The organism is Lonsdalea populi (assembly GCF_015999465.1).
GTDB classification, from domain to species: domain Bacteria; phylum Pseudomonadota; class Gammaproteobacteria; order Enterobacterales; family Enterobacteriaceae; genus Lonsdalea; species Lonsdalea populi.
In genome coordinates, this window is record NZ_CP065534.1 from 1,765,177 (window position 1) to 1,789,822 (window position 24,646).

16 protein-coding genes are annotated in these 24,646 nt (G+C 56.6%); 7 read left to right on the top strand and 9 right to left on the bottom strand.

Annotation, left to right across the window (positions count from 1 at the left end):
- Positions 1–83 precede the first annotated feature (83 nt).
- The 3 genes from add to manA form a co-directional block, all read right to left on the bottom strand.
- Positions 84–1,097 (bottom strand): adenosine deaminase, encoded by a 1,014-nt coding sequence (gene add / locus I6N93_RS07705; protein ID WP_085684176.1) that lies wholly within the window; start codon positions 1,095–1,097, stop codon positions 84–86.
- 224 nt (positions 1,098–1,321) lie between these two features.
- On the bottom strand, positions 1,322–2,857 hold the full coding sequence (locus I6N93_RS07710; protein WP_085684174.1) for a YdgA family protein: 1,536 nt from the start codon (positions 2,855–2,857) through the stop codon (positions 1,322–1,324).
- Between the two features lie 69 nt (positions 2,858–2,926).
- Complete coding sequence (manA, locus tag I6N93_RS07715; protein WP_085684172.1) at positions 2,927–4,096, bottom strand: mannose-6-phosphate isomerase; 1,170 nt, start codon at positions 4,094–4,096, stop codon at positions 2,927–2,929.
- A 179-nt stretch (positions 4,097–4,275) separates the two neighbouring features.
- Between manA and fumC the strand changes: the two genes are divergently transcribed.
- Positions 4,276–5,673, top strand: a complete 1,398-nt coding sequence (gene fumC, locus I6N93_RS07720; protein WP_085684170.1) for a class II fumarate hydratase — start codon at positions 4,276–4,278, stop codon at positions 5,671–5,673.
- Here the strand turns inward: fumC and tus are convergent.
- Both tus and I6N93_RS07730 read right to left on the bottom strand, forming a co-directional pair.
- Positions 5,670–6,605: a DNA replication terminus site-binding protein gene (gene tus, locus I6N93_RS07725; RefSeq protein WP_085684168.1), complete on the bottom strand. Its 936-nt coding sequence runs from the start codon at positions 6,603–6,605 to the stop codon at positions 5,670–5,672. The genes fumC and tus overlap by 4 nt on opposite strands.
- Before the next feature lie 104 nt (positions 6,606–6,709).
- The gene (locus I6N93_RS07730; protein WP_085684166.1) at positions 6,710–7,954 is read right to left on the bottom strand and encodes an MFS transporter; all 1,245 of its coding nucleotides are present in this window, start codon (positions 7,952–7,954) and stop codon (positions 6,710–6,712) included.
- A 138-nt stretch (positions 7,955–8,092) separates the two neighbouring features.
- Between I6N93_RS07730 and I6N93_RS07735 the strand changes: the two genes are divergently transcribed.
- From I6N93_RS07735 to I6N93_RS07750, 4 genes are all read left to right on the top strand, one after another.
- Entirely contained in the window at positions 8,093–9,031 is a 939-nt protein-coding gene (locus I6N93_RS07735) for a LysR family transcriptional regulator (RefSeq protein WP_085684164.1), read from the top strand.
- A gap of 94 nt (positions 9,032–9,125) precedes the next feature.
- On the top strand, positions 9,126–10,343 hold the full coding sequence (gene mlc, locus I6N93_RS07740) for a sugar metabolism global transcriptional regulator Mlc (RefSeq protein WP_085684162.1): 1,218 nt from the start codon (positions 9,126–9,128) through the stop codon (positions 10,341–10,343).
- A 162-nt stretch (positions 10,344–10,505) separates the two neighbouring features.
- Positions 10,506–11,171, top strand: coding sequence for a dethiobiotin synthase (gene bioD / locus I6N93_RS07745; protein WP_085684160.1), 666 nt, complete (start codon positions 10,506–10,508; stop codon positions 11,169–11,171).
- A 250-nt stretch (positions 11,172–11,421) separates the two neighbouring features.
- Positions 11,422–20,040, top strand: coding sequence for a GH36-type glycosyl hydrolase domain-containing protein (locus I6N93_RS07750; RefSeq protein WP_373853793.1), 8,619 nt, complete (start codon positions 11,422–11,424; stop codon positions 20,038–20,040).
- A 66-nt stretch (positions 20,041–20,106) separates the two neighbouring features.
- Here I6N93_RS07750 and I6N93_RS07755 read toward each other — a convergent pair whose 3' ends face one another.
- Positions 20,107–20,376, bottom strand: coding sequence for a DUF1161 domain-containing protein (locus I6N93_RS07755; protein WP_085684158.1), 270 nt, complete (start codon positions 20,374–20,376; stop codon positions 20,107–20,109).
- A gap of 88 nt (positions 20,377–20,464) precedes the next feature.
- Positions 20,465–20,812, bottom strand: coding sequence for a DUF1283 family protein (locus I6N93_RS07760; RefSeq protein ID WP_085684156.1), 348 nt, complete (start codon positions 20,810–20,812; stop codon positions 20,465–20,467).
- A gap of 249 nt (positions 20,813–21,061) precedes the next feature.
- On the opposite strand from I6N93_RS07760, the gene I6N93_RS07765 reads away from it, so the two are divergent.
- Positions 21,062–21,601, top strand: a complete 540-nt coding sequence (locus I6N93_RS07765) for a cupin domain-containing protein (protein ID WP_197669194.1) — start codon at positions 21,062–21,064, stop codon at positions 21,599–21,601.
- Between the two features lie 26 nt (positions 21,602–21,627).
- Here the strand turns inward: I6N93_RS07765 and ydfG are convergent, their stop codons facing one another.
- Positions 21,628–22,377, bottom strand: a complete 750-nt coding sequence (gene ydfG / locus I6N93_RS07770) for a bifunctional NADP-dependent 3-hydroxy acid dehydrogenase/3-hydroxypropionate dehydrogenase YdfG (protein WP_085684154.1) — start codon at positions 22,375–22,377, stop codon at positions 21,628–21,630.
- Positions 22,378–22,673: 296 nt separating this feature from the next.
- Here ydfG and I6N93_RS07775 point away from each other — a divergent pair, with 296 nt between their 5' ends.
- Positions 22,674–23,384, top strand: coding sequence for a DJ-1/PfpI family protein (locus I6N93_RS07775; RefSeq protein ID WP_085684152.1), 711 nt, complete (start codon positions 22,674–22,676; stop codon positions 23,382–23,384).
- 10 nt (positions 23,385–23,394) lie between these two features.
- Here the strand turns inward: I6N93_RS07775 and I6N93_RS07780 are convergent, their stop codons facing one another.
- A complete protein-coding gene (locus tag I6N93_RS07780) occupies positions 23,395–24,624 on the bottom strand; it encodes a glycosyltransferase family protein (protein ID WP_085684150.1) in 1,230 nt (409 codons plus the stop codon).
- Between the last annotated feature and the right edge of the window lie 22 nt (positions 24,625–24,646).

The following is a 24,646-nucleotide window of genomic DNA, read 5'->3' on the forward strand; positions in this document are numbered from 1 at the left end:
ACGTGAGAACTTCATTGAAGTTTAGCCCCCGCCACTCATTATGACCGAATACGAAGCGTAAGGGGCGGCGGGGGGAGATAACGTTATGCCGCGCGATTTTTCGCTTTCCGACGCAACTGCTCTTTTTCCTGTTCGCCGATGAAAGAGACGGTTAGGCCGTTTTCCTGAGCCTGATGAATATTTTCCGGCGTCAATCCGGCCTGTGGTGCGGCGATGCTGTATTCGTGCTCGATTTCGATCCCCTGCACGGCCGGATCGTCGGTATTAATCGTCGCCAGCATTCCGTGGCGCAAGAAATGCACCAGCGGGTGGGCGAGCAGAGAGTGGACGGTGCTGGTCTGGATATTGGACGTTAAGCAGGACTCCACGCCAATCTGATGCTCAGCCATGTACTCCATCAACTTACGATCGACAATGGCTGCCACGCCATGGCCGATACGTTCCGCGCCTAGTTGGTTAATCGCCTGCCAGATGCTTTCCGCACCAGCGGCTTCACCGGCATGCACACTGATATGCCAGCCTGCATCTCGCGCCTGACGGAAGTGGTCGGTAAACAGTTCTCCCGGGTATCCCAACTCATCGCCTGCCAAATCCAGCGCGGTAATACTGTCTTTATATGCGAGGAGTGAACTCAGCTCCTGCTGGCAGGCCTGAGTCCCGAACGTGCGGCTCATAATCCCCATGAGGCGGATCATCACCTTGTCATCATTGTCCCGGCAGCCGGCCTGAATGCCGTCGATGACCGCTTCAACCACGCCTTCCAACGGAAGCTGATAGGCCTGCGCCATGTAGTAAGGGGAAAAACGCAGCTCGGCGTAGTCCAGTCCGGCGCGAATCGCATCCTCGACGTTTTCGTAGGCGACGCGACGACATGCGTCTAAAGAACCCAGAACGTTCACACCCCAGTCAAGCTTCTTCAGGAAGCTGAGCAGATCCGGTTCGTTGTCGACGATCTGCACATGAGGACGCAGAGACTCCAGATCCTGTCCCGGCAACGCGATATTGAACTGGCGGCCCAACTCAAGAATGGTCTGAGGGCGGATATTACCATCCAGGTGGCGGTGGATATCTGTTAATGGGATGTGGGGATCAATCATGTTTTACTCTTTATTAATGAAATCAATTAGTCAGTAAACAGCCGTTAGTATAAGAATAAATTCGGTCAAATTACCATTTATTCGCAGAAAAGTTCATGTCCAGCGGTGACTGAATCGCAAGGGCGGGAGGCCGTATCGCGGGGTGTTTGGGTGCTAATAAGCAGGGAACGGGAAGAGGATTGCTTAAGGGCAGGCACCCGATAGGTGCCTGCAAAGCGCATTGATTACTGAGCCTGCGGCGCAGGAGCCGGGACGGCTTGCGGCGCGTCCTGTGCGGGGACAGAAATATAGGGAGCGATAAATTCCGCTAGTGTCAATTTGCGGCCATTGAAGGTCACGGTGCCGTCGACGTACTGCAGCGAGCTAGTGATAGCGTTGTCCTTGGTGACCGTCAGTTGGCTCATCTGGCCGACACCGGCAATCAGTTGCGCCTGCTGGCGGGCCATAGCTTCAATCTGCTTTTTGTCGTTGTCGTTAGCGACTTTCGGACCGGTCTGTACGAACAGTTCCGTCAGCATATCCAGCGGCAGATTGAGTTTCAGGTCCACATTTTCGATGGACTGACGGATTAACGCCTCTTCATCAGACACGCCAGTGATGGCGTTGTGATCTTTCTGCAGCGGATCGGTCAAATCCAGGGCCAGATTGAAGTCGCTCTGTCCTTTGGCGTTTTTCCAGGTCATCGGAGCGATGTGGATCTGCGGATTGCCTTTCAACAACTGCGGCAAGTTGTGCAGCACGACCATCGCCATTTGCTCTTGGTACTCATCGGTGGTGAGCGTTTCCGGACTGGACATCAGCGACTGGAATTTGGCGCGATAGGCCTCGGAGAACTGCTTCAAGCCGTGGCCGTCGACACCGGCGTAGCTGGCTTTCAGGTTCACAGCCCCCAGGTTTTGGTCGCGCACGACGATGGAGGCAACGTCGATACCCAGTTTCCCGGACAGATTGACGTCGTCCGCGTTGTTCTCGCTGGAAACGTTCACATCATTGATGGTCAGCCCATTTTCGTTTTCGACGTTCAGCGTCAGTTTTTTCAGGGTAAAGTTGGCATCACCGACATTGATGTCGAACTTGCTCTTACGTGAGGTGGATTCCAGCGCCAGATCCTGCAGCGTCAGCGCTTCATTCTGACCCTGCGGGTTTTTCTTCTCGGTCGCCAGATTGGCAATGTTGCCCGAGATGTGAGCCTGGCTCAGGTCACGCGCCACGAACAGTTTCAGATCGGACCCGCTGAAACTCAGTTTCTGTTCCGGGTTCTGGTAATCGATCGCCGCCAGGCGGATATCGGAATGGGTATCGCCACTGTAGGTGACGCGCGTTTCCGCATTGATGAACGGAACGTCTTTGGTCAGTTCGAACAGCGGTGCGACGGCGTCGGTCTTCACCAGTTCGCTGCGCACGGATGCCATCGACGGGATCAGGTTCAGATGTTTGATCTGGGACAGCGGGAAAGGTCCGTGATACAGCGTTTCTTTAAAGACCACTTCCTGATTGTTGTCCAGTACCTGATGGTCGCTGGCGGTGCCGTCGGACTGAAGAACATACGTCAGGTGACTGCTGAACAGGCCGCGCTGATAATCACGGTAGCTGACCTTCAGTCCGGCGTTGGGATAGTTGGCTTTCAACTGGCCGTTGATATTATCCGTGAATTCACCAATATGCTTTTCAACCTGTTTGCCAGTAAACCAGGAAGCTCCTGTCCAAACTGCGCCGAGAGCGACAATGACCCCTACGGCCACGACTGTTTTTTTAGTCACGCTATGTATCCTTTTTATCTTGTGTAGTACCGCCCCTCATTGGGGCGTCAGCATCGTGCTGTTTAAAGTCTAGTTATAAACGCGGGCAATGCGACCCGTACCGTGAATCTGCACGGGCGATTCATCAGCGCCAATAAAGCAGGACTCTCCCGGTTGCAGAGTGATCCTATGTTGCGCTTTTTCCACGGTGGCTTCTCCGCTGACGCAGAAAAGGATAGCAGCACTCTCCTGAGTCAGCGCCTCCGGCCGTGCGGTGAGATCGTGAAGAGAGAAGGCAAAGTCGTCAACCGGCACGGAGAAGGTCAACGTTTGCTCGCCGACGGCGGGCGTCGTCAACAGCGTTTCGGCCGGTTTAGGCTCGAACTGCACGTTGGCCAGCAGCTCGGGAATATCGATGTATTTCGGCGTCAGACCGGCGCGCAGTACGTTATCTGAGTTGGCCATCACTTCCAGCGCGACGCCATTCAGATAGGCGTGCGGCGTTTCTGCCGTCAGGAACATGGCCTCTCCCGGCTGTAACGTCACCACGTTCATGAGAAGCGGAGAGAACAGTCCGTTGTCGTCTGGATAGAATCGCGTGATGTTGCGAATAGTCGCCCAGGGTTCGCCGTCACGGCTGTTTAGCGCGGCTTTGAGGGTTGCGATCGCGGCGTCTTTCTGCTCTCCGCTCATTTCAAGAAGGTTGGCGAACAGCATCGACAAATTCCTGCGATCCGGCTGCTGCAAAAAGGCGGCGATAGACGGATGCGCGCCAGCCAGGGGCTGCAATAGCTCGGCGATTTCTTCAAGCTTGCGGAACCCGTTGATGGCGCTGAACGGCGTGAGCGCGAAGACCAGTTCCGGCTTGTGATTGGCGTCTTTGTAGTTGCGTTCCGCCGCACCGACGGGAATGCCCGCCGCGTTTTCACGGGCGAAACCTTTCTCGGCGGCGCTTTTGCTGGGATGAACCTGAATGGACAAGGGCTGATCGGCGCACAACACTTTAAACAGGAACGGCAGTTCGCCGAAACGCTGTGCGATGCGCCGGCCCAGATAACGCTCCGGGTCGGCGGTGATGATATCCCGCAGGCTGACCTGCTGCCCCTGATTGTCAACCAACAGGGAGCTGCTGCTGGGGTGAGCTCCCATCCACAGTTCTGCCATCGGACGATTGTCGGGATTTTCCATGCCGTACAGCTCGGTCAATGCGCTTGGGCTGCCCCAGGCGTAATGCTGAACACGGTTAAGCATTTTCTGCATAACGGGATCCTAGTGTTATTGATGATTTCACGTAGTGAACTAAGGGTTAAATACACAGGGGGACGGGTGATGATCCAGAACCTCGATACCCATCATGGTAATGCTTTATCCGCGACGATACCATAATGTTAAGTACCTCAATTATCCGAAAATAAACGCCTCTTTTAAGGAGACAGGTCATGCCCGATATCCGTGTTGAGAAAGACTCTATGGGACCGGTTGATGTGCCCGCCAACAGGCTATGGGGAGCGCAAACCCAGCGCTCTCTGGAACATTTTCGTATTTCAGAAGAGAAAATGCCCCGTGCGCTAATCCATGCGCTCGCGCAGACCAAACGTGCGGCGGCGAAAGTGAATCTCGATTTGGGATTATTGCCAAAAGAGCGCGGCGGCGCGATCATCAAGGCGGCGGATGAGGTACTCGCGGGGCAACATCCGAACGAGTTCCCGCTGGCTATCTGGCAGACCGGTTCCGGAACCCAGAGCAATATGAACATGAATGAAGTGCTCGCGAACCGTGCCAGCGAACTTCTGGGGGGAGGACGCGGCAACGAACGCCTGGTTCATCCCAATGATGATGTGAATAAGAGCCAAAGTTCCAACGATGTTTTTCCGACGGCGATGCATGTCGCCGCCGTGACCGCAGTGCTGGAGCATCTTCTCCCCGAACTGAAAACGTTGCAGCAAACGCTTTCTACCAAAGCGGTGCAATATCATGACGTCGTCAAGATCGGCCGTACCCATCTGCAAGACGCGACGCCGTTGACGCTGGGCCAGGAGATCTCCGGTTGGTCGGCGATGCTGGAGCACAGTCAGCGACACATCGAACATACTATCCCTCATCTGACCGAGCTGGCGCTGGGGGGCACTGCCGTCGGGACCGGGCTGAACACGCATCCGGAATATGCGGTGCGGGTCGCGGCGGAGTTGGCGTCTCTGACCGGTCTGCCGTTCGTGACTGCACCCAGCAAGTTTGAAGCGCTGGGCACCTGCGATGCGCTGGTGCAGTCCCACGGCGCGCTCAAAGGCTTGGCGGCGTCCTTGATGAAAATTGCTAACGACGTGCGCTGGCTGGCGTCCGGACCGCGCTGCGGCATCGGCGAATTAAGCATTCCAGAGAATGAGCCGGGAAGTTCCATCATGCCGGGCAAGGTGAATCCGACGCAGTGTGAAGCGATGACGATGCTGTGCTGTCAGGTGATGGGCAACGATGTCGCGGTGAATATCGGCGGCGCTTCCGGCAACTTCGAGCTGAACGTGTATCGGCCTATGATTATTCACAATTTCCTACAGTCGGTGCGGCTACTGGCGGACGGCATCAAGAGCTTCAATGAGCACTGCGCCATCGGCATTGAGCCTAATCGCCCGCGTATCGAACAGTTGCTTAACGACTCGCTGATGCTGGTGACCGCCTTGAATCCGCACATTGGCTACGATAAGTCCGCTGAAATCGCGAAAAAAGCGCACAAGGAAGGGCTGACGCTGAAAGCCTCGGCTCTAAAACTGGGCTATCTGACGTCCGAACAGTTTGATGAGTGGGTTCGCCCGGAAGATATGGTGGGAAGCCTGAAACGCTAAGCGCCTTCGTCGGTATACAGGTGAAGGCGAGGGATCAGCAGTCGCAGAGGGTGTGCTTTGGGTTTATGCTTATGTTTGATGCTGCTGGCATCGTAATCATTCAGTTCTCCCAATACCGGTGCTGATGCGCCGTTGCTCAGACGACACAGGACGATCAGCGGCGAAGGACAAGGATACTGCACCTGCTTCTGTTGTTCCTGATACCAGACCCGCGCAATCGGCTGGACTTTCACCGGTCGTTTAATCTTCAGTAACGCCTGCTCCGGCAGGCGTTTGACATCAAAAATTTCCTGTTCCATCAGCAATGCCCACTGCTCCTTGCCGTAAGGCGCCAGCGAGCGGCCTGCCTGCAGGCTTTTCTCCAGTTTTTTCAATACGTCGTCGCGCGTCACCTTTTTGATGATGTTTTTGTTGGCCCAGCCGAAACGGACCGACGCCGGATTGACGATCATCGGGATCGTGCGGTAGGCGCTCAGCGTGATGAGCCCGCGCAGGTGGGTGTGCACGAAGTCGAAGCGCTGTTCGGGTTCGAGTCCTGACTCGACGGTGATGATGTATTCCAGCGTTTTTTTCAACGTATTGATGTGCACAATACGCTGTTCAGCCTCGAGAATTTGTGTTTCATCAACGGAGAAGCAGAGGGCGCCGGGCAGGCGAATCGCGGCCTTGCTGCTGATGTTTTCCGCGTAGTGATGAATAAACAGCCGCTGAAAATGTTGCAGCGCCAGATCGCGCGCGGCTTCGCCTTCCGACGGCGTCACCGCAATCTGCATGATGGGATCGTGCTCACAGCCTTTCTCTATCTCAGGGAGCGTGAATACGCGGGCGGCGACGAGATCAAGCTGTGAAAATTGCTGCTGCATTTGCCTTAGTTCTTTCTCCAGTTCGATAAAGGTCTGATTCATTCGTTCGATCACATCGTAAGCCGCCATAAAAATCCTTGTTAGTTACAACATACTATAATTTATAAACCAACTCCCCCCATGAAACAACCGTGTTTATGTTGTTGGCTTAACAGGGGAGAGAGGTAATGATATTAACGTTGCAGCGCTTTTAAGCGGAAGCTGATGTAGAACGCCAGCAGCAGCAGCGCTGCCAGGAATACCGCGACGCCTGGCCAGCCGAACTGATACCAGAAGAATCCGCCGGTGGTGCCAGCCAGGCTGGATCCGAGGTAGTAGAAGAACAGGTACATTGATGACGCCTGACCTTTAGCGCGATGCGCACGTTGGCCAATCCAACTGCTCGCAACCGAATGCGAAGCAAAAAAGCCCGCCGCAAATAGCATCATGCCTGCAAATACCAGCACCAGCGGCGAGAACAGCGTCAATATCAGGCCGGTCAACATCAGCAAGACCGAGCCTGCCAATACCCGGCCCCGGCCATACTTTGCAGTCATCGCGCCCGCGCGCGGCGAGCTGTAGCTGCCGGTCAGATAGACGACGGACAGCAGGGCGACGACCGCCTGATTCATATAATAAGGCGCACCCAGCAGACGGTAGCCGATGTAGTTGAACAGCGTGATGAAGGAGCCCATAAGCAGAAACCCTTCAACGAACAACAGCGGCAGGCCCTCATCGCGCCAGTGCAGGCGCGCATTAATCCATAGCGATTTTGGCTTCAAAGAACCGGCGCGAAAATGGCGTGATTCAGGCAGCATGCGCCAGAACGCCAGCGCGGCGAACAAGGCCACGATCCCCAGAACGAAAATAGCGACGCGCCAGGGAAAGAAATCCGTCAGCACCCCGGTTATCAGACGCCCACTCATGCCGCCGATCGAATTGCCGCTGATATACAGCCCCATTGAAAAAGCGATGACGCTGGGATGAATCTCCTCGCTCAGGTAGCTCATGGCGACGGCGGCGACGCCGCTCAGCGACAGCCCCAGTAGCGCCCGCATGATCAGCACGCTTTGCCAGGTGGTCATGAAGCTGCAAACCAGCGTACAGACGGCGGCCAGCAGCAGTGACACCACCATGACGTTCTTGCGTCCGACGCTATCGGATATGGGGCCGGTAAAGAGCAGCCCGACGGCCAAGGTGGCGGTTGATACGGACAACGAGAGGCTACTGGTCGCCGGCGAGATGCCGAAATCTTGAGAAAGTATGGGGAGGATAGGCTGAATGCAGTACAACAGGGCGAAAGTGGCGAGACCGGCGGAGAAGAGCGCCAGGGTGACCCGCATAAAGGCCGGGGTGCCGCGTTTGATATAAGGTGTTTTGTAAATCGAAGGGGTGCTTGTAGGAAGAGGGTCTGCATTATCGGTGGTGGCCGAAGACATTACTTGTGAAGACAGCGGGGTACTCACAAACGATCCTTATCCGGATAAGAAGGCAATATTGGAAACTGGGCGGCGATCATAGAACCGTGAGATTGTTTTGTATAATATATTAATCATCATGAATGATACTTTAAACATATGAATATAGAGCTGCGTCACCTGCGTTATTTCATTGCTGTTGCGGAAGAGCTTCATTTCGGGCGAGCCGCCGAAAAACTGCGTATCTCTCAACCGCCGTTGAGTCAGCAAATTCAGATACTGGAAGAGCAGGTGGGCGCCCGGCTGCTGGACCGCAATAATCGTACGGTTCGGCTTACGCCCGCCGGAGCGCAGTTTCTAAAAGAAGCCTGGGCCATTATCAATCAGCTGAATCAGGCCGCAGATCGCGCCGCGCGCATTCAGCGCGGAGAAGTGGGCGAGTTAAATATCGGTTTCACCTCGTCGGCGCCGTTTGTCAAGTCCGTGTCCCGCAGCCTGCTGCAGTTTCGCCAGTCGTTCCCTGAAGTGCATATTCAGATGGTGGAAATCAACACCAAGCAGCAGATTGAACCGCTGCTGAGCGGCAAGCTGGATATCGGCGTAATGCGTAACAATCCGCTGCCTGATGCGCTGCTTCATCAGGTGTTGCTGCATGAACCCCTCGTGGCCGTCGTTCATCAGGAGCATCCTCTGGCGATGGTGCCGGACGGATGTATCAGCGTTCGTCAGCTCGCGCAGGAGCCTTTCGTCTTTTTTGCCCGAGAAGTCGGAACCGCGATGTATGACGAAGTGCTGACCCTGCTCAAAAACTATGGCGTGAAACCCTACATCACGCAGGAAGTGGGAGAGGCGATGACCATTGTGGGTCTGGTGTCTTCCGGACTGGGGGTGTCTCTGTTGCCCGCGTCGTTTAGACGCATCAAGGTTGATGGGGTGAAATATCTGTCGCTATTGGAAAAAGACGCTATCAGCGAGATGTGGCTGGTGACGCATCAGCGGCGGCCGCGCAGCGCAGCCGCACAGACGCTGATTTCACTGATGTTAAATCACTCCGAGTTAAATATGTGCGGTAAATCACACAATGAATCAAATCGTTGACGGCTTTTATGAAAAGCGACACCATGGCCGCAGTTTTTTATTTTGCAGTGTAAAAAATAACAACATCGCATGATAAATCAGGAGTCGCTTTAGCGTGATTGCCAGCGGTCAGCCCGGACACATCGATCAAATTAAGCAGATGAATGCAGGGGCCGTCTATCGCTTGATCGACAAACTCGGCCCCATCTCCCGCATCGAATTATCCAAAAAAACCCAACTGGCACCGGCCAGCATCACCAAAATTGTCCGCGAACTGATGGACGCGCATCTGGTCCATGAAACCGAGTTCCCCGATGTCGGCAGTCGGGGACGGCCCGCCGTCGGCCTGGTGCTGGAAACGGAGGGGTGGCACTATCTTGCGATGCGTATCAGCCGTAATACCATGACGTTGGCCCTGCGCGACCTCAGCAGCGCACTGGTGACAGAAGAGACGCTGCCGTTGCCAGACCAACATCCTACGCCGTTGCTGTCTCGTATTCTGCACGAAGTGGATGCGTTCTTTATCCGTCATCAGCGGCAGTTAGAAAGACTCACGGCCATTGCCATCACCTCGCCGGGGATCGTCGATGCGATCACCGGCATTATTCACCGAATGCCGTTCTTTGATATCCATGAAATGACGATCGGCCCCGCGCTGTCTGAGCGTATTGGCGTTCCTGTCTACCTGCAGCATGATATTTGCGCCTGGACGATGGCGGAAGCGCTGTTTGGCGCGTCGCGGGGTTACCAGAATGTGATTCAAATTGTTATCGATCACAACGTCGGCGCGGGCGTGATCACAGGCGGGAAGATCCTCCATGCGGGGAGCCGGAACCTGATTGAAATTGGCCATACACAGGTCGATCCCTATGGTAAACGCTGCTATTGCGGGAATCATGGCTGTCTGGAAACGGTCGCCAGTACCGAGAGCATTCTGGAGTTGGCCCAGCAACGGTTATCCCAATCCATGAGTTCGATGCTGCATGGCCAACCGCTGACGGCGGAAGCCTTGTGCGACGCCGCACTGCGGGGCGATCCACTCGCCAACGATATTATTGTGGACGTCGGACATAACGTCGGGAGAATCGCGGCGATTATGGTGAATCTGTTCAACCCAGATAAAATTCTGGTGGGGTCGCCGCTGAATCAAGCTGCGGACATTCTCTATCCCGCAATGATGGCGTGTATTCGGCAGCAGTCGCTTCCCGCTTACAGTCATAACCTTCAGGTGGCCGCCACCGAATTTTACAATCAGGGCACCATGCCGGGCGCCGCGTTAGTCAAGGATGCGCTGTATAACGGCTCTCTGTTGGTAAAATTGTTGCAAGGCTGATCGTAAAATCCTCATCTAATCGTCTGTTCGCCCCCCTGAAAAGCAAAATATTGAGCTAACGCAAGCTGGCTGATCGGGCTATCGCCTAGACTTTTGACTTTGACAGTGGATTTCACATTTTTTATTTATTTCCCTGGTGGTTCCTTCCGGAGTGGTATCGTCATGTTAAAGCGTATTTTCATTACAGGCACGGATACGGCCATAGGTAAAACGGTGGTATCAAAAGCGTTATTGCAGGCGCTGGTGAAGTCTGGCAAAACGGTAGTGGGCTATAAGCCTATCGGCAAAGGGTGTATCGAAACGCCGGAAGGGCTGCGTAACAAAGATGCGATGATCCTGCAGGAGGCCTCAAGCCTCTTTCTTCCCTATCAGCAAATCAATCCGGTCGCGTTGCCTGAAGATGAGATTAGCGCCAGCGAGCTAACCATTAACTATTGCGCTATGACGGAAGGACTCCAGCAGATCTCCGCGATGGCGGACGCCGTCGTGGTGGAAGGCAGCGGCGGTTGGCGCACGCTGATGAATGATATGCGCACCTACTCCGACTGGGTAATACAGGAGCAACTGCCGGTCGTCATGGTGGTCGGCATTCAGTCGGGATGCATCAACCATGCGCTGCTGACGTCGCAGGCGATCCTCAATGATGGGCTGCCGCTGGTTGGGTGGGTTGCTAACCGTATCAATCCCGGTCTGGCGAATTATGCCGAAGTCATCAACGCGCTGCGCAGGAAAATCCCGGCGCCGCAGCTGGGCGAACTACCGTATCTGCCGCGTCCGGAACAGCGCGAACTCTCCTCCTACATCGACCTGTCCGTGCTGGACCAATAACATTGCGACCGGCGTTTCCACGCCGGTCCGCTCATCCTTCTTTTCTAAACCCGGCGCGCTCCGTCGGGTTTCTTGTCCCGCCGGTCGAAAGTTAAGCATTTGCATCAGACTTTGCTATTTTTAACACGTAGCCTGCCGTGACTTCATAAAGTGACGGTTTCAGCCATTCAGTGATTCCCATTATCAAGTGCGAACTCTTTCCTGCAGCGTCATTGGCTGCCCTTTGGCGTCCGTGCTCAGGAGTAGTTGTGTGAACAAAAATTTCCTTGCTTGGTTTAAGTCCGAACAACTTCCTGCTTTTCCCACCAAAGGGGCGACGCCTAAGCCTGGCGAACATTCTGATACCACGATCAAAGCCGAATTGTTCTCGGCCGATCAAATGGAGCGCTATGGTCGAAAGCTCGCGCATTCCCACAAATTGACACACGAAAACGCGCCATATTTTCTGCTGAAAAACCTGGCGGAGCATGAAGTGGTATTGACTCGCAGTTGTGATGTGCTTAACGCCAGCGACAAATCGGCGATTACGCCGGCAGGGGAATGGCTGCTTGATAACTTCTACCTGATTGAAGAACACATACGCGCGGTTTTTCAGCATTTGCCGAAAAACTTCGGCAAGGGGCTGCCGCAGCTGGGCGCGCCGTTTAATGGGCCGCGGATTTACGACATCGCGACCGAAGCCATCGCCCACGGAGACGGACGTTTCGATGCCAAAACGTTGATGCGCTATATCTCTGCTTATCAGGAAATTACGCCGCTGACGCTCAGCGAACTGTGGGCGTTGCCCGCGATGCTGCGGCTGGCCATTATCGACAACCTAAGACGCGTGAGCGTGGAGGTCGCTACCGCACAGCAAGAGCGCAATCTCGCCGATGCCTGGGTCGACAAGTTTCTGGAAGGGGCGGAAATCGACCCTACCAATCTGATTATCGTGATTGCCGATATGGCGCGATCCAACCCGCCGCGTTCCAATGCGTTTGTGGCTGAAATTGTGCGCCGCCTGCGCGGTCACGGTAACATGCTGGCGCTGCCGCTCACCTGGGTGGAGCAACGGCTGGCCGAGGAAGGATTGACCACCGACGCCATGATCCATCGTTTCAATCAGCAGCAGGCGACTAATCAGCTGTCGGTCAGCAATAGTATCGCCAGCCTGCGGCAACTGAGCGAAACGAACTGGCCGGATTTTGCGGAATCAATGAGTCTGGTCGAACAAAGGCTGTTGCAGGATCCTGCCGGGATTTACGCCGAGATGCATTTTGATACCCGGGATCACTATCGCCATACCATTGAAATTCTATCCCGGCGGTGTCCGTACAGCGAAATCGAGGTGGCGGACGCCGTCCTGGCGATGGCGAAAGCGGCGCCGGAAGGGAGGCGCAAGCGCCACGTCGGTTACTATCTCGTGGATAAAGGCCGTGCCGCCCTGGAACAGCAGCTTCGTGTGCATTATCCGCCGCTGACGCGGTTGCGGCATTGGTTCAATCAGGAGCCGCTTTTGTCGTGGCTGGGCAGCCTGAGCTTGTTGACCACCGCGCTCAGCGCCGACCTGTTATTAAGAACCCACGAAACCGGGATGGGATGGGCGCTGTGGCTGATGGCGATCCCCGCCATTATTGTTTTTAGCCAACTGGTGTTGGATCTGCTGGGCGACGCAACTATGCAGACGCGCACGCCAAGGCCGCTACCGAGACTCGACTTTTCCACGGGCATTCCGCCAGATTCCCGGACGCTGGTCGTGGTGCCGTGTCTGCTGAGCAGCCGGGCCAGCGTCGATAAACTGACCAATAGCCTGGAAGTGTGTTATCTCAGCAACATTTCTCCGAACCTCTATTTCGCGCTGCTGACCGACTTTCCCGACTCCGCTACCCAAACACAGCCGTGGCAGGACGAGCTGCTGGCCTATGCCAGCCAGCAAATACACCGCTTGAATCAGCGCTATTCCAACCCGGCGGACGGGCTGTTTTTTCTGCTGCACCGCAATCCGCAGTGGAATGAGAAGCAAGGCGTCTGGATGGGCTATGAACGTAAGCGCGGCAAGCTTCAGGCCGTGAACCGCTGGCTGCGCCAGCAGAGCAATCAATTCGATACCGTTGTCGGTAACCAGAGCCACACGCTGGACGACATCAAATATGTCATCACGCTGGATAGCGATACCGTGTTGCCGCGCGATGCCGCGCACAAGATGGTGGGCGCGATGGCCCATCCTCTAAACCAGCCTGTTTTCGATGCGGATAAAGGGCGCGTGGTCGCGGGATACGGCATTTTGCAGCCGCGTCTGGCGGAGGAGATCCCCCGTTACGGCCAGAGTCGGTACGCGGCGCTGTCCAGCGCTATTCCGGGTAACGATCCCTACTCCTACATGGCGTCTGATATTTATCAGGATCTATTTAGCGAAGGCTCTTTCGTCGGTAAGGGGATCTACGACGTCGACACGTTTACCCGCGCTAACGAAGGCACCTGTCCGGGAAATCTGGTGCTGAGTCACGATCTGCTGGAAGGGTGCTATGCCCGTTCCGGGCTGTTGAGCGATGTCCTGTTATATGAACAGTACCCCACCTGTTATCTGGCCGATATGGCGCGGCGAACCCGTTGGATACGCGGCGACTGGCAGCTGTTGAACTGGCTGGGCCTCTACGTGCGGCGGGAAGACCGACGGCGTGTGGCTAACCCGCTGAGCGGCTTGTCCCGCTGGAAGCTGCTGGATAACCTCCGGCGGAGTTTGTATTCCCCGAGTCTGTTGATCGTGCTGTTTTGCGCATTAACCTGGGCGCCCAATCCGGAGAACTGGCTGACGGCCGTCGCCATGGTTCTGTTCTTGCCTACGGCGCTGACGTTGATTTATCAACTGATCAGAAAAAACCGGCGGCGCACGTTCTCGCAGCATCTACGAACCGTGTTCAACTCCGCGTTGCAGCGGTTGATGCGCGTCGGAATGAACCTGTCGACGCTGCCGTATGAAAGCGTCAATACGCTGCGGGCTATCGGCGTCACGCTGTGGCGTCTGGCGATCAGCAAACGCCATTTGCAAGACTGGGTGAGTCTGGATGCCGGTCTCGGTCACCATCTGCTGCGCCGCGTGAATGCGCCCCAACAGTATTATCTGGTGATGTGGGCTAATCCGGTCGCGGCGGTGCTCTTAATGGCGCTGACGGCCTACTTCAATCCGCTGCTGCAGGTGGTTTCCGTTCCGTTGGGCGTGCTGTGGCTATTAGCGCCGCGTCTGCTGTGCTGGCTAAGCCGGGAGCCTCAGCGAAAGAAACCGGGGCTGACGGACGATCAGCGTCGGCGTCTGCGTGAGCATAGCCGCGAGATTTGGCTGTTCTTTGAAACCTTTGTTACGGCAGACGATAACTGGCTGCCGCCGGATAACTTTCAGGAAGAGCCGGGACCGATCATCGCGCGCCGAACCTCGCCGACCAATATTGGCCTGTCGCTGTTGGCGAATCTGACGGCATGGGACTTTGGCTACGTCAGTCAGGCCAGCGTGCTCAACCGGACATCGCTGACGCTGGATACGCTCGACAAAATGGCGCATTTCCGCGGCCATCTCTATAACTGGTACAGCACGGACACCCTGTCGCCGCTGGCGCCACGCTATATCTCCAGCGTCGACAGCGGGAATCTGGCGGGACATTTGCTGACGCTCCGTTCGGGGTTGATTGCCATGCGCACGCAGCCGGTCATGGATGTAACCCAGATTCTGGCGGGGCTGAACGACACGCTGTCGCTGCTGGAACGCGTCTGGACCCATGCGCCGGGCGCGCTGAATCAGCTGCGTAAGCAATGGGCATCCGCGCATGACGCGCCGCTGTTTCGTTTCGGCGCCGAGCTACAGGCAATGCAGGGGGTAAGCCATACGTTGGCCGAACTGGCGGCGGCGGAAAGCCATGTCATTCGACGGTGGGCCGACAGCCTGGATGCGCAGATTAGCGGGATGAGTCAGGAGTGGTCACAGCTATTGGGCTGGATGACGGAAGAGGATCGCGCCGTCACCACGCTCCCGTCGTTGGTCTGGTTGGCGCAGTACACCTCGTCGGTGACGTCGACTCACTCTATCGCCATGTCTTCCGCCATTGAACTGGCGCGTCAGCGGCTGTCGATTCTGTCCGAGCTGGAACAGCGCCTGAGCGATCATGCCAATATGGATTTCCGTTTCCTCTACAACCCGGTGACGCATCTGCTCAGCGTGGGCTACAACTGCGACGCCAACGTCATGGACAGCAGCAGTTATGACCTGCTGCCGTCGGAGGTCCGGCTGACCAACTTCGTCGCCGTCTCCGCCAACCAGTTGCCGACCAAAAGCTGGTATGCGTTGGGACGGCTGTTTACGGTGATTGACAACGAACCGGCGCTGATGTCGTGGAGCGGTTCGATGTTTGAATACCTGATGCCACAGCTGGTCATGCCGGACTATCCCGGTACGTTGCTGGAGCTGATGAGCCAGTCCGCGGTGAATCGTCAGATTGCGTGGGGGAAAATTCGCGGCGTGCCGTGGGGCATCTCCGAGTCGAGCTACTACGCCTTCGACGTCAACCGCAATTACCAATATCACGCGTTCGGTGTACCCGGCCTGGGGCTGCGGCGCGGTCTGGGCGACGAGACGGTGGTCGCGCCTTATGCCACGTTACTGGCGTTGATGATTAACCCGGCCAAAGCGTGCGAAAACCTGACGACGCTGGAGAATAACGGTGCACGCGGGGAGTACGGCTTCTATGAGGCGCTGGACTACACCACGTCGCGTCTGGCGCAAGGCCAGTTTTACGCCATCATTCGCTCATATATGGTGCACCATCAGGGCATGGGGCTGCTGGCGCTGTCTCACGTGCTGCTCGATGCGCCCATGGTGGAGCGCTTCGCCAGTACTCCGATGTTCCAGTCTGCGCGTCTATTATTGCAGGAGCGGATGTCTGAGGTGGTAGAGCTGTACCGACCGCGCCGACACTTCGAGTCCCATGAAGGCGTGCTGAAACCCGCGCAGTACGATATTCGGGAATTTAAAGATGTCGACAGCCCAATCCCGGAAGTCCAACTCCTGTCCAACGCCGATTACCATCTGATGTTGACGCAGGGCGGCGGCGGTTACAGCCGCTGGCGCGATTTGGCGCTGACACGTTGGCGTCAGGACAGTACCTGCGATAACCGGGGAGCGTTCTGCTATCTGAAAGATACGGCTACCGGCGAAGTGTGGAGCAACACCTGGCAGCCCGTGGCCGGGCAGGAAGGGCATCACAGGATCGTATTTACGGACGCGGGCGCAGAGTTCATCCGCCTCAATGGTTCGCTCACCGTGCATACCCATGTGGTGGTGTCGCCGGAGGATGATATTGAACTGCGCCGTATGACGCTGATTCATCGCGGCCGTCAGGCCCGTAGCATTGAGATTACCTCCTATGCCGAAGTGGTGCTGGCACCGCTGGCCAACGATCTCGCGCATCCGGCCTTTAGCAATCTGTTCGTACAGACGGAACTGTTGCCGGAACAGGACGCGATTCTCTGTCACCGCCGTCCGCGAGAGCCGGAAGAAGTGTGCCCGTGGTTATTCCATACGATGGTCGTACACGGCCATAACAGCGGGGCGACCTCCTTTGAAACCGACCGTGCCGCCTTCATCGGCCGGGGCCGCAATAGTGCGACGCCGTTGGCCTTGGAACGAGACGGTGCGCTCGCTAACAGCGCAGGCGGGGTGCTTGACCCCGTGATGGCGGTCCGCCAGCGCATCCAACTGGAGCCGGGCATCCCGGTGGTGGTCGATCTGGTCTACGGCATTACCGAAGCGCGCGATCCCACCGTCGCGCTGCTCGAAAAATACCGTGACCGCAATATTGCGGACCGCGTGTTCGAACTGGCGCGTTCCCACAGTCAGATTGTCCTGCGTCAGTTGAATGCCAACGAAGACGATGCCAGCCTGTTCAACCGGTTGGCGAGCGGCGTGCTATTCCCGACGCAGGAGCTGCGGGCCGATGCGCAGACTATCATGGCGAACCGTCGCGGCCAGTCTGGCCTGTGGGGGAATGCGATTTCCGGCGATTTACCGATCGTACTGCTGTCCGTCAACAGCAACGTCAATATCGGGATGGTGGCGACGCTAGTTCAGGCTCACAGCTACTGGCGTCTGAAAGGGTTGTCGGTCGATCTGGTCATTATCAACGCCGACCTCGGCGGTTATCAGCAGGATCTGCAAAACCAGATTTTGGGCCTGATTTCCGCAGGCGATGCGTCCAGCCAGTTGGATAAACCGGGCGGCATCTTCGTGCGCGGCGATATCCACATGTCCAACGAAGATCGCACGTTGCTGATGAGCGCGGCCTCGATCGTTCTGGACGACCGCGGCGACAGCGTGATTGAACAACTTAATCAGCGGATGCAAAACACGCTCTCACTGCAAAAACCGCTGGTTCCTCTCACTCCTGCGCTGCCGGACCGTCATGCGCCGTTCGCCCCGGAGGTCAATCAGCTGCAGTTCTTCAACGGCCTCGGCGGCTTTTCGCCGGACGGCCGCGAGTACCACATCGTACTGAACGAAGGCGAAAACACGCCGGCGCCGTGGTCGAACGTGATCGCCAATCCCTTATTCGGAACGGTGATTTCAGAGAGCGGCCAGGCCTATACCTGGTATGAAAACGCCCATGAATACCGTCTGACGCCGTGGGAGAACGACCCGGTCAGCGATACATCCGGGGAAGCCTTTTATTTACGGGACGAGGAGAGCGGGCGCATATGGTCGCCGACGGCGCTGCCGGTGCGGGGCAGCAGCACGTACCGCACGCGGCATGGGTTCGGGTACAGCGTATTCGAACATTGTGAGTCCGGGATCGACAGCGAACTGACGGTGTTTGTCGCTGAAGAAGCGCCGGTAAAACTGTTTATCCTGACGCTGACCAACAAATCCGGGCGTACCCGTAAGCTGTCCGCCACCGGGTATGTCGAGTGGGTGCTGGGCGATCTGCGGTCTAAATCCGCCATGCATATTGTGACGCAGGGAACGCCGGTCGAGCGTGGGTGCGCGATTCTGGCCAAGAACTACTACAGCGGCAACGGCTCCGAGCGAACCGCTTTCTTCGCCGTGACCGGTGCGCACTGCTCCATCTGCGGCGATCGTCGCGAATTTCTGGGGCGCAACGGTTCACGCGCGGCACCTGCGGCGCTGAAACTGCGGCGTCTCTCCGACAGAAGCGGTGCGGGACTTGACCCGTGCGGCGCGGTGCAATCGGCCCTCGAGCTGATCGACGGCGATCAGCGCACGCTGATCTTTGCGCTGGGGGTCGGGCAGGACACCGGGCAGGCGGAAGAACGGTTGCGGCAATACCTTAGCGAAACCAGCGCGCGTAGCGAGCTGGAACGCGTGCAGCAATACTGGCAAGGCATCGTGGGGAAAATGCAGATCGTCACTCCGGACCCGGCCACCAACCTGCTGGCGAACGGCTGGCTGCTTTATCAGACGCTCGCCTGCCGTATCAACGCCCGCAGCGGCTACTACCAGTCCGGCGGGGCATTCGGCTTCCGCGATCAACTGCAGGATTCGCTGGCGCTGACCCATATCGCGCCGGAGCGGATGCGTGAGCAGATCCTCCTGTGCGCCTCTCGTCAGTTTATCGAAGGGGATGTTCAGCACTGGTGGCATCCGCCGCTGGGGAACGGCGTCCGCACACGCTGCTCGGACGACTATCTCTGGCTGCCGCTGGCGATTTGTCACTACGTGGAAGTGACCGGCGATATTGATGTGCTGGAGCAGCCGGTGCCTTATCTTGAAGGGCGTGTGCTTAACCCCGGCGAAGAGTCGAGCTATGAACAGCCGGGCATCAGTTCTACGTTGGAAACGCTGTGGCAGCACGGTGAACGCGCGATAGCGAACGGTCTGCGAATGGGGCAGCACGGCCTGCCATTGATGGGCTGCGGCGACTGGAACGACGGCATGAATCTGGTGGGGCTGCAAGGCCGCGGCGAAAGTGTCTGGCTTGGCTTCTTCCTGTATACCGTATTGCAGCGCTACGCAACGCTGGCCGAGATGCGCGGTCTGACGGAGAAAGCCGATTTTTATCGGAATAACGCCGCGATGCTTAAAGAGAATCTGAATACCCACGCCTGGGATGGCGACTGGTATCGACGCGGCTATTTTGATACCGGCGAGATGCTGGGTTCACACACCGCCGAGGAGTGCAAAATCGATGCAATTGCTCAAAGCTGGTCGGTCTTGTCCGGCGCGGGCGATGAGGCGTATCGACAGAAAGCTATGAAGGCGCTGGACGAACATCTGATCGACGATGCGTCCGGTATCATCAAACTGCTGATGCCTCCGTTTGATGGTCATGGCCCTAATCCCGGCTACATTCGCGGCTATCTGCCGGGCGTGCGCGAAAATGGAGGACAGTATACGCACGGGGCGATTTGGGCGGTGATGGCCTTTGCGGAAATGGACAATACCGAACGCGCCTGGGAGCTGATGTCGATGATTAACCCAATCAATCATAGTCTGGAGCCGGCTTCGACGCATCGCTATAAGGTGGAGCCTTACGTCATCTGTGCTGACATCTACGCGGTCAATCCCCACAATGGACGCGGCGGCTGGAGCTGGTATACCGGTTCTGCGGGCTGGTTCTATCGGCTCATTACCGAGTCACTGCTGGGGATCACCCGTCATGGCGATAGCCTGTCCGTCGCGCCGCATCTCCCGGCCGACTGGCCGCAGTTGGAAATCCGCTATCAGGAAGGCGGCAGCCAATACGTGATTACCGTGAAACGCGGCGAACGCGAGGATCGCGTGACGGTGGATGGTCAAAGCGTGAGTGAGGGTCTGATCCCACTACGGGATGACGGCGCATTGCATCGGGTCGAAGTCTGGGTCGGCGGGGAGGCGTCAGTGGGGCGATAACCCCAGAGCGGAAACCGCGTCCCGTGAGTTTGACTCTCGCGGGACGCGGTGGAAGCACAACCTATTTTATTGCGAAACATTTGCCGCTGGGGCATCACCTTCGGAAAAGCGAGTGTAAACGATCTTTTGCGAATCGTTTTCGCAATGACCGACAACCTGTCCGCCCGCTTGACCTACCTGATCGTTAGGAACGATGTCCAGCTTAAAGCCAGATTCCGGTACGCCGTTTTGGACGATTTTTTGTGAGATGGCATCACGAACGCTTTCACAAGATGCCTGTGCGGCCAGAGGGGTAATCACAAAAAGCGCGACACTTAACATTATCGTTTTTTTCATTTCATCACCTTTGTTCAAAGAAACCCAACGATTGCCCGGCTGGATGCCGGGACAAGGGTCGGGACTCTCTACAAGCGTAGACGAAAAGTTACGGCATGACAGTGCGGCCGGTACGACGGTCAAGACAGCGGGAGGTATTAGGCTCCCAGTAGGCGTTGACGTTGGCGCTGGTCGTGCAACGTTCCCGGCCGTCAGTCGCGTTTGCCGTCTTATCAAACTCTTTCTCGACTCGCTGATTCACTTTATTACGCAGTCGCTGGGTTTCGTTCCACTGTTCCTGGCTCTGACGGGCTGCTTCCTTGGATAACGTACTGTTGCCGTTATCTATAATAATGTGATCCGTCTGCGCCTGAGCGGACTGCCCACTCGCCGCGGCCAACAACAGTGACAGCGGAATGACAAAACGCAGTGCTGATTGGTATGACTTCGTGTTCATGTTTCACCCTGAATTCGGTATGTGCCAACGCGATTCTCGCTGTGATGCCAAAACAATAACGTTGTCTATGACAACGAAACTATAACCGACCCGCCATTCACGTCAATTGCGCGTGATCGGACTGCGTTAATAACCTTGCAAACTATACTGATATTTATCGACAGCGACTTGCGCTGTCATTTAGTGAAAAACCTCTCGTGCGTTTTACACGATGATGGACGGCAACTTCTACGTGATGAAGGGGGAGATATGTTAAAGCGCTGTACGTGTCACCGACGTCTTCTTTTTCCCTTGCTATTGGTCGCGGGCCTGGGTCGGGCGCAGGCGTCGGATACCCGCAATATGATCCCTTATTGGAGCGTCTGGGTCGATAAAGCGGGCATTTCTCATCAGGCGAAGTGTATGTTGGATACGTTCAAGCTCGAACAGTTCAGCGCCAAAGGCGATCCCGAATGGGTGTCTCAGCAGGATCTGCCCACGTCGCGTTATGTCTTTAATATTATGCCGGTAGGCTGGGTCGGTCCCTGGCACAAGAACCCATCGCCGCAGTGGATTATCCCGCTATCGGGGCGTTGGTTTGTTGAGACGATGGACGGCAAACGGGTAGAAATGGGGCCGGGAGAAATGTCCTTCGGCTTTGACAAGAATGCCGGGATGTTTGGCAAAAAAGTCGGCCATATCTCGGGGGCGGTGGGTAAAGAACCTGCCAGGGTGATGGTGGTTCAGGTAACTTCGGCGTTGGAAAAGCCCAAGGATGAGCGATGTCCGGCGGGAGGGGTGAGCCAGTAAGCGAGCGGCGCTCATCGCATCGTCGGCTACTCGTCGCGATAAACCTTTAGCCCTGCATAGGTCTGGCTGACCGGCATCATTTCCATCGTATTGATATCGACGTGCTCCGGCAGCGTCGCCACCCAGAATACCGCCTCGGCGACGTCTTCCGGCAGCAGCGGGTTGGTTTTGTCGTAGGTCTGCTGAACCTTGTCTTCGTTGCCTTTGAAGCGGATGCCGGAGAACTCCGTGCCGCCCACCAGCCCCGGCTCCAGATTGGTGACGCGAACCCGGCTGCCGTAAAGGTCCGCGCGCAGTCCCAGACTGAACTGACGCACGAACGCTTTGGTCGCGCCGTAGACGTTGCCGCCGGCATAAGGCCAGTTACCGGCGGTAGAGCCGATGTTGATGATGTGACCGGCGTTCTTGTTCACCATTTCCGGCAACAGGGCGCGGGTCACGAACACCAGGCCTTTGTTGTTGGTATCGATCATGGTTTCCCAGTCGTTGACGTAGGCCTGCTGCGCAGGTTCCAACCCAAGCGCCAGCCCGGCGTTATTCACCAACACGTCGATCTTGCGCCACGCGGCAGGCAAGGATGTGATGGCCTGATCGATGGACCGTTGATGGCGCACGTCCAGACGGAGCGTATGCAGCGAGTCGCCAAACTCCTCTTTCAATACATCCAGACGTTCTTGACGGCGACCGCAGGCGATAGCCCGGTGGCCTTCCTTGATGAAACGTCGGGTTATTGCTTCACCGAATCCAGCGGTGGCTCCAGTAATAAAAATAATCATGTAAGTTCCTCTTTACTGCGCGATGGTCATTTCAATCATGGTCGATAGGGGGGATATTTCAACTCAGGGCTGCAAACAGAGGACAAAGAGGGGCGAATTCGGATTTTTCGGCGTTCATGTCGCCAGACGCTCCGGGTATGAGGCTGAGTGTTGGCGATAGGGTTTCCCCTCGTTCCTCTATCAGGAAGCATTAAAATTTGTGTCGTCCTAAGCAACGATACTTTTTGTATCGTATATATAGTACAAATAACAATGCATTATATTTTTGCCACTCAACATCGAGAGAGGACTTTATCGTGTCGACGCCAGCTTCGTTGTCTATCGGATTACTGCTTTTCCCCGGACTGACCCAGCTTGACCTGACGGGCCCGTATGAGGTGTTTGCGCGCGCGCCGGGTGCCAAAGTTCATCTTATTTGGAAAAGTCGCGATCCGGTGACGGCGGACAGCGGCCTGCAGCTGCTTCCCTCGACATCCTTCGCGGAGTGTCCCACGCTGGATGTCCTTTGCGTCCCCGGCGGACCGGGCCAGATGGCCTTGATGGATGATGAGGAGACGCTGGCATTTTTGCGGCGGAAGGCGCAGGAAGTGGCGTGGGTGACGTCGGTCTGCACCGGTTCGTTGATTCTGGGCGCGGCGGGGTTGCTGCGGGGCTATCGGGCGACGACGCATTGGGGATCGCTCGACCAACTAACGCTGCTGGGCGCGACGCCGGTGGCGGAGCGGGTCGTTCGGGATCGTAACCGTATCAGCGGAGCCGGTGTGACGTCGGGAATTGATTTCGCGCTGACGGTGGTAGCAGAGCTTTACGGCGCTTCAGCGGCTCAGCGTATTCAGCTTCAGTTAGAGTACGATCCGCAACCGCCGTTTATGAGTGGTTCTCCCGACGCCGCGCCGCCTGAACTGGTCGCGGACGTCCGTCGAGGCCAGGCCTCGTTTGCTGCCCGGCGGCGAGCCGCGACGGAGAAGGCGGCGGCCAAACTGTCCGACCTATCGCCAGATCCCTAAACCTGATGTTTCACTCTTCGGACGAAATTTCCTGTCGGTCGGCTTCCACCGCTTCGTACAGGCGTTCCAGTACGTCCGGGAACGCGGATTGCACGCGGTTCCAGCTAGGGACGAACGGCTTGTCTCCCGGGCTTTCGCTAAAGACCTGACCGGACTGCGTGATGACATCGGCAAACAGCTCAACGGCGGACTCTTCCGTATGGCGGTCAAAATGCAAACCGTTCATGCGGGCGTCATGCTCGAACGAATCAATCATATCCAGCGCCGTGCGATAGTAAGTCGCGCGCAGCACGCGGAAGGAGTCGGTAGTGATATTCACGCCCTGAATCGCCAGTTTGCGATAGAGCGCTTTGGTGATGTCCATCGCCATACGCTGTAGTCCGGCGTTGGGATCGTTTTCCGAGATCGGCTGATGTTTATGGTCGTAGTTATCCGCGATATCCACCTGACAGATACGGCTGGTCGCCGTCCCGCGATGAATTTCCGACAGAACGCCGATTTCCAGCCCCCAGTCGCTTGGGATCCTAAGGTTACGCAAGACGTGGCTGCGCATGGCGAACTCGCCGGACAAGGGGTAGCGGAAGCTGCGCATATATTCCAGAAAATCCGAGTTGCCATACACGTTTTGCAGTGATTTGAGCAGAGGAAAGACTAACAGGCGGCCGACGCGGCCATTCAGCTTTCCTTCGGCGACGCGGGCGTAATAGCCCTTACAGAAGTCGTAGTGGAAGTGGGGGTTGGCGATGGGATAGAGCAGACGCGCCAGCATACTGCGATCATACGTGACAATGTCACAATCATGCAAAGCGATACAGGACGAGCGCCTGGACGCCAGAATGTAGCCCACGCAGAACCACACGTTACGGCCTTTGCCGGGCTCCATCGGCGCCAGACCCTTTTCAGCCAGTTCCTGACTCAACTTGGTCAGGCGTGGACCGTCGTTCCATAAAATCCGGTGCCGCTGCGGCAGGCGAGAGAAGAAAGCATGGGCAAACTGGTACTGATCGCGATCGGCTCTATCCAGCCCGATAACGATTTCTCCCAGATAGGGCACTTGCGACAACATCTCCACAATGTTGCCGAGGGCCGGGCCTTCAAGCTCGGAAAACAGAGAGGGCAGAATCAGGCCCATGCTGTTTTGGCCCGAAAAAACCTGAAGGTCGTATTCCAATTCTTCCACGCCGCGCTGGGTCAGATTATGAAAGTTGGTGATGATGCCATCCTGATAAAAATCGCTCATACCTTCACTCTCCCTTAATAAT

What these genes read in the sequence shown, in the direction of transcription:
- add (WP_085684176.1), bottom strand. Translation starts at nt 1,097, where the DNA reads ATGATTGATCCCCACATCCCATTAACAGATATCCACCGCCACCTGGAT.
- manA (WP_085684172.1), bottom strand. Translation starts at nt 4,096, where the DNA reads ATGCAGAAAATGCTTAACCGTGTTCAGCATTACGCCTGGGGCAGCCCA.
- fumC (WP_085684170.1), top strand. Translation starts at nt 4,276, where the DNA reads ATGCCCGATATCCGTGTTGAGAAAGACTCTATGGGACCGGTTGATGTG.
- tus (WP_085684168.1), bottom strand. Translation starts at nt 6,605, where the DNA reads ATGGCGGCTTACGATGTGATCGAACGAATGAATCAGACCTTTATCGAA.
- I6N93_RS07730 (WP_085684166.1), bottom strand. Translation starts at nt 7,954, where the DNA reads ATGTCTTCGGCCACCACCGATAATGCAGACCCTCTTCCTACAAGCACC.
- I6N93_RS07735 (WP_085684164.1), top strand. Translation starts at nt 8,093, where the DNA reads ATGAATATAGAGCTGCGTCACCTGCGTTATTTCATTGCTGTTGCGGAA.
- bioD (WP_085684160.1), top strand. Translation starts at nt 10,506, where the DNA reads ATGTTAAAGCGTATTTTCATTACAGGCACGGATACGGCCATAGGTAAA.
- I6N93_RS07755 (WP_085684158.1), bottom strand. Translation starts at nt 20,376, where the DNA reads ATGAAAAAAACGATAATGTTAAGTGTCGCGCTTTTTGTGATTACCCCT.
- I6N93_RS07760 (WP_085684156.1), bottom strand. Translation starts at nt 20,812, where the DNA reads ATGAACACGAAGTCATACCAATCAGCACTGCGTTTTGTCATTCCGCTG.
- I6N93_RS07765 (WP_197669194.1), top strand. Translation starts at nt 21,062, where the DNA reads ATGTTAAAGCGCTGTACGTGTCACCGACGTCTTCTTTTTCCCTTGCTA.
- ydfG (WP_085684154.1), bottom strand. Translation starts at nt 22,377, where the DNA reads ATGATTATTTTTATTACTGGAGCCACCGCTGGATTCGGTGAAGCAATA.
- I6N93_RS07780 (WP_085684150.1), bottom strand. Translation starts at nt 24,624, where the DNA reads ATGAGCGATTTTTATCAGGATGGCATCATCACCAACTTTCATAATCTG.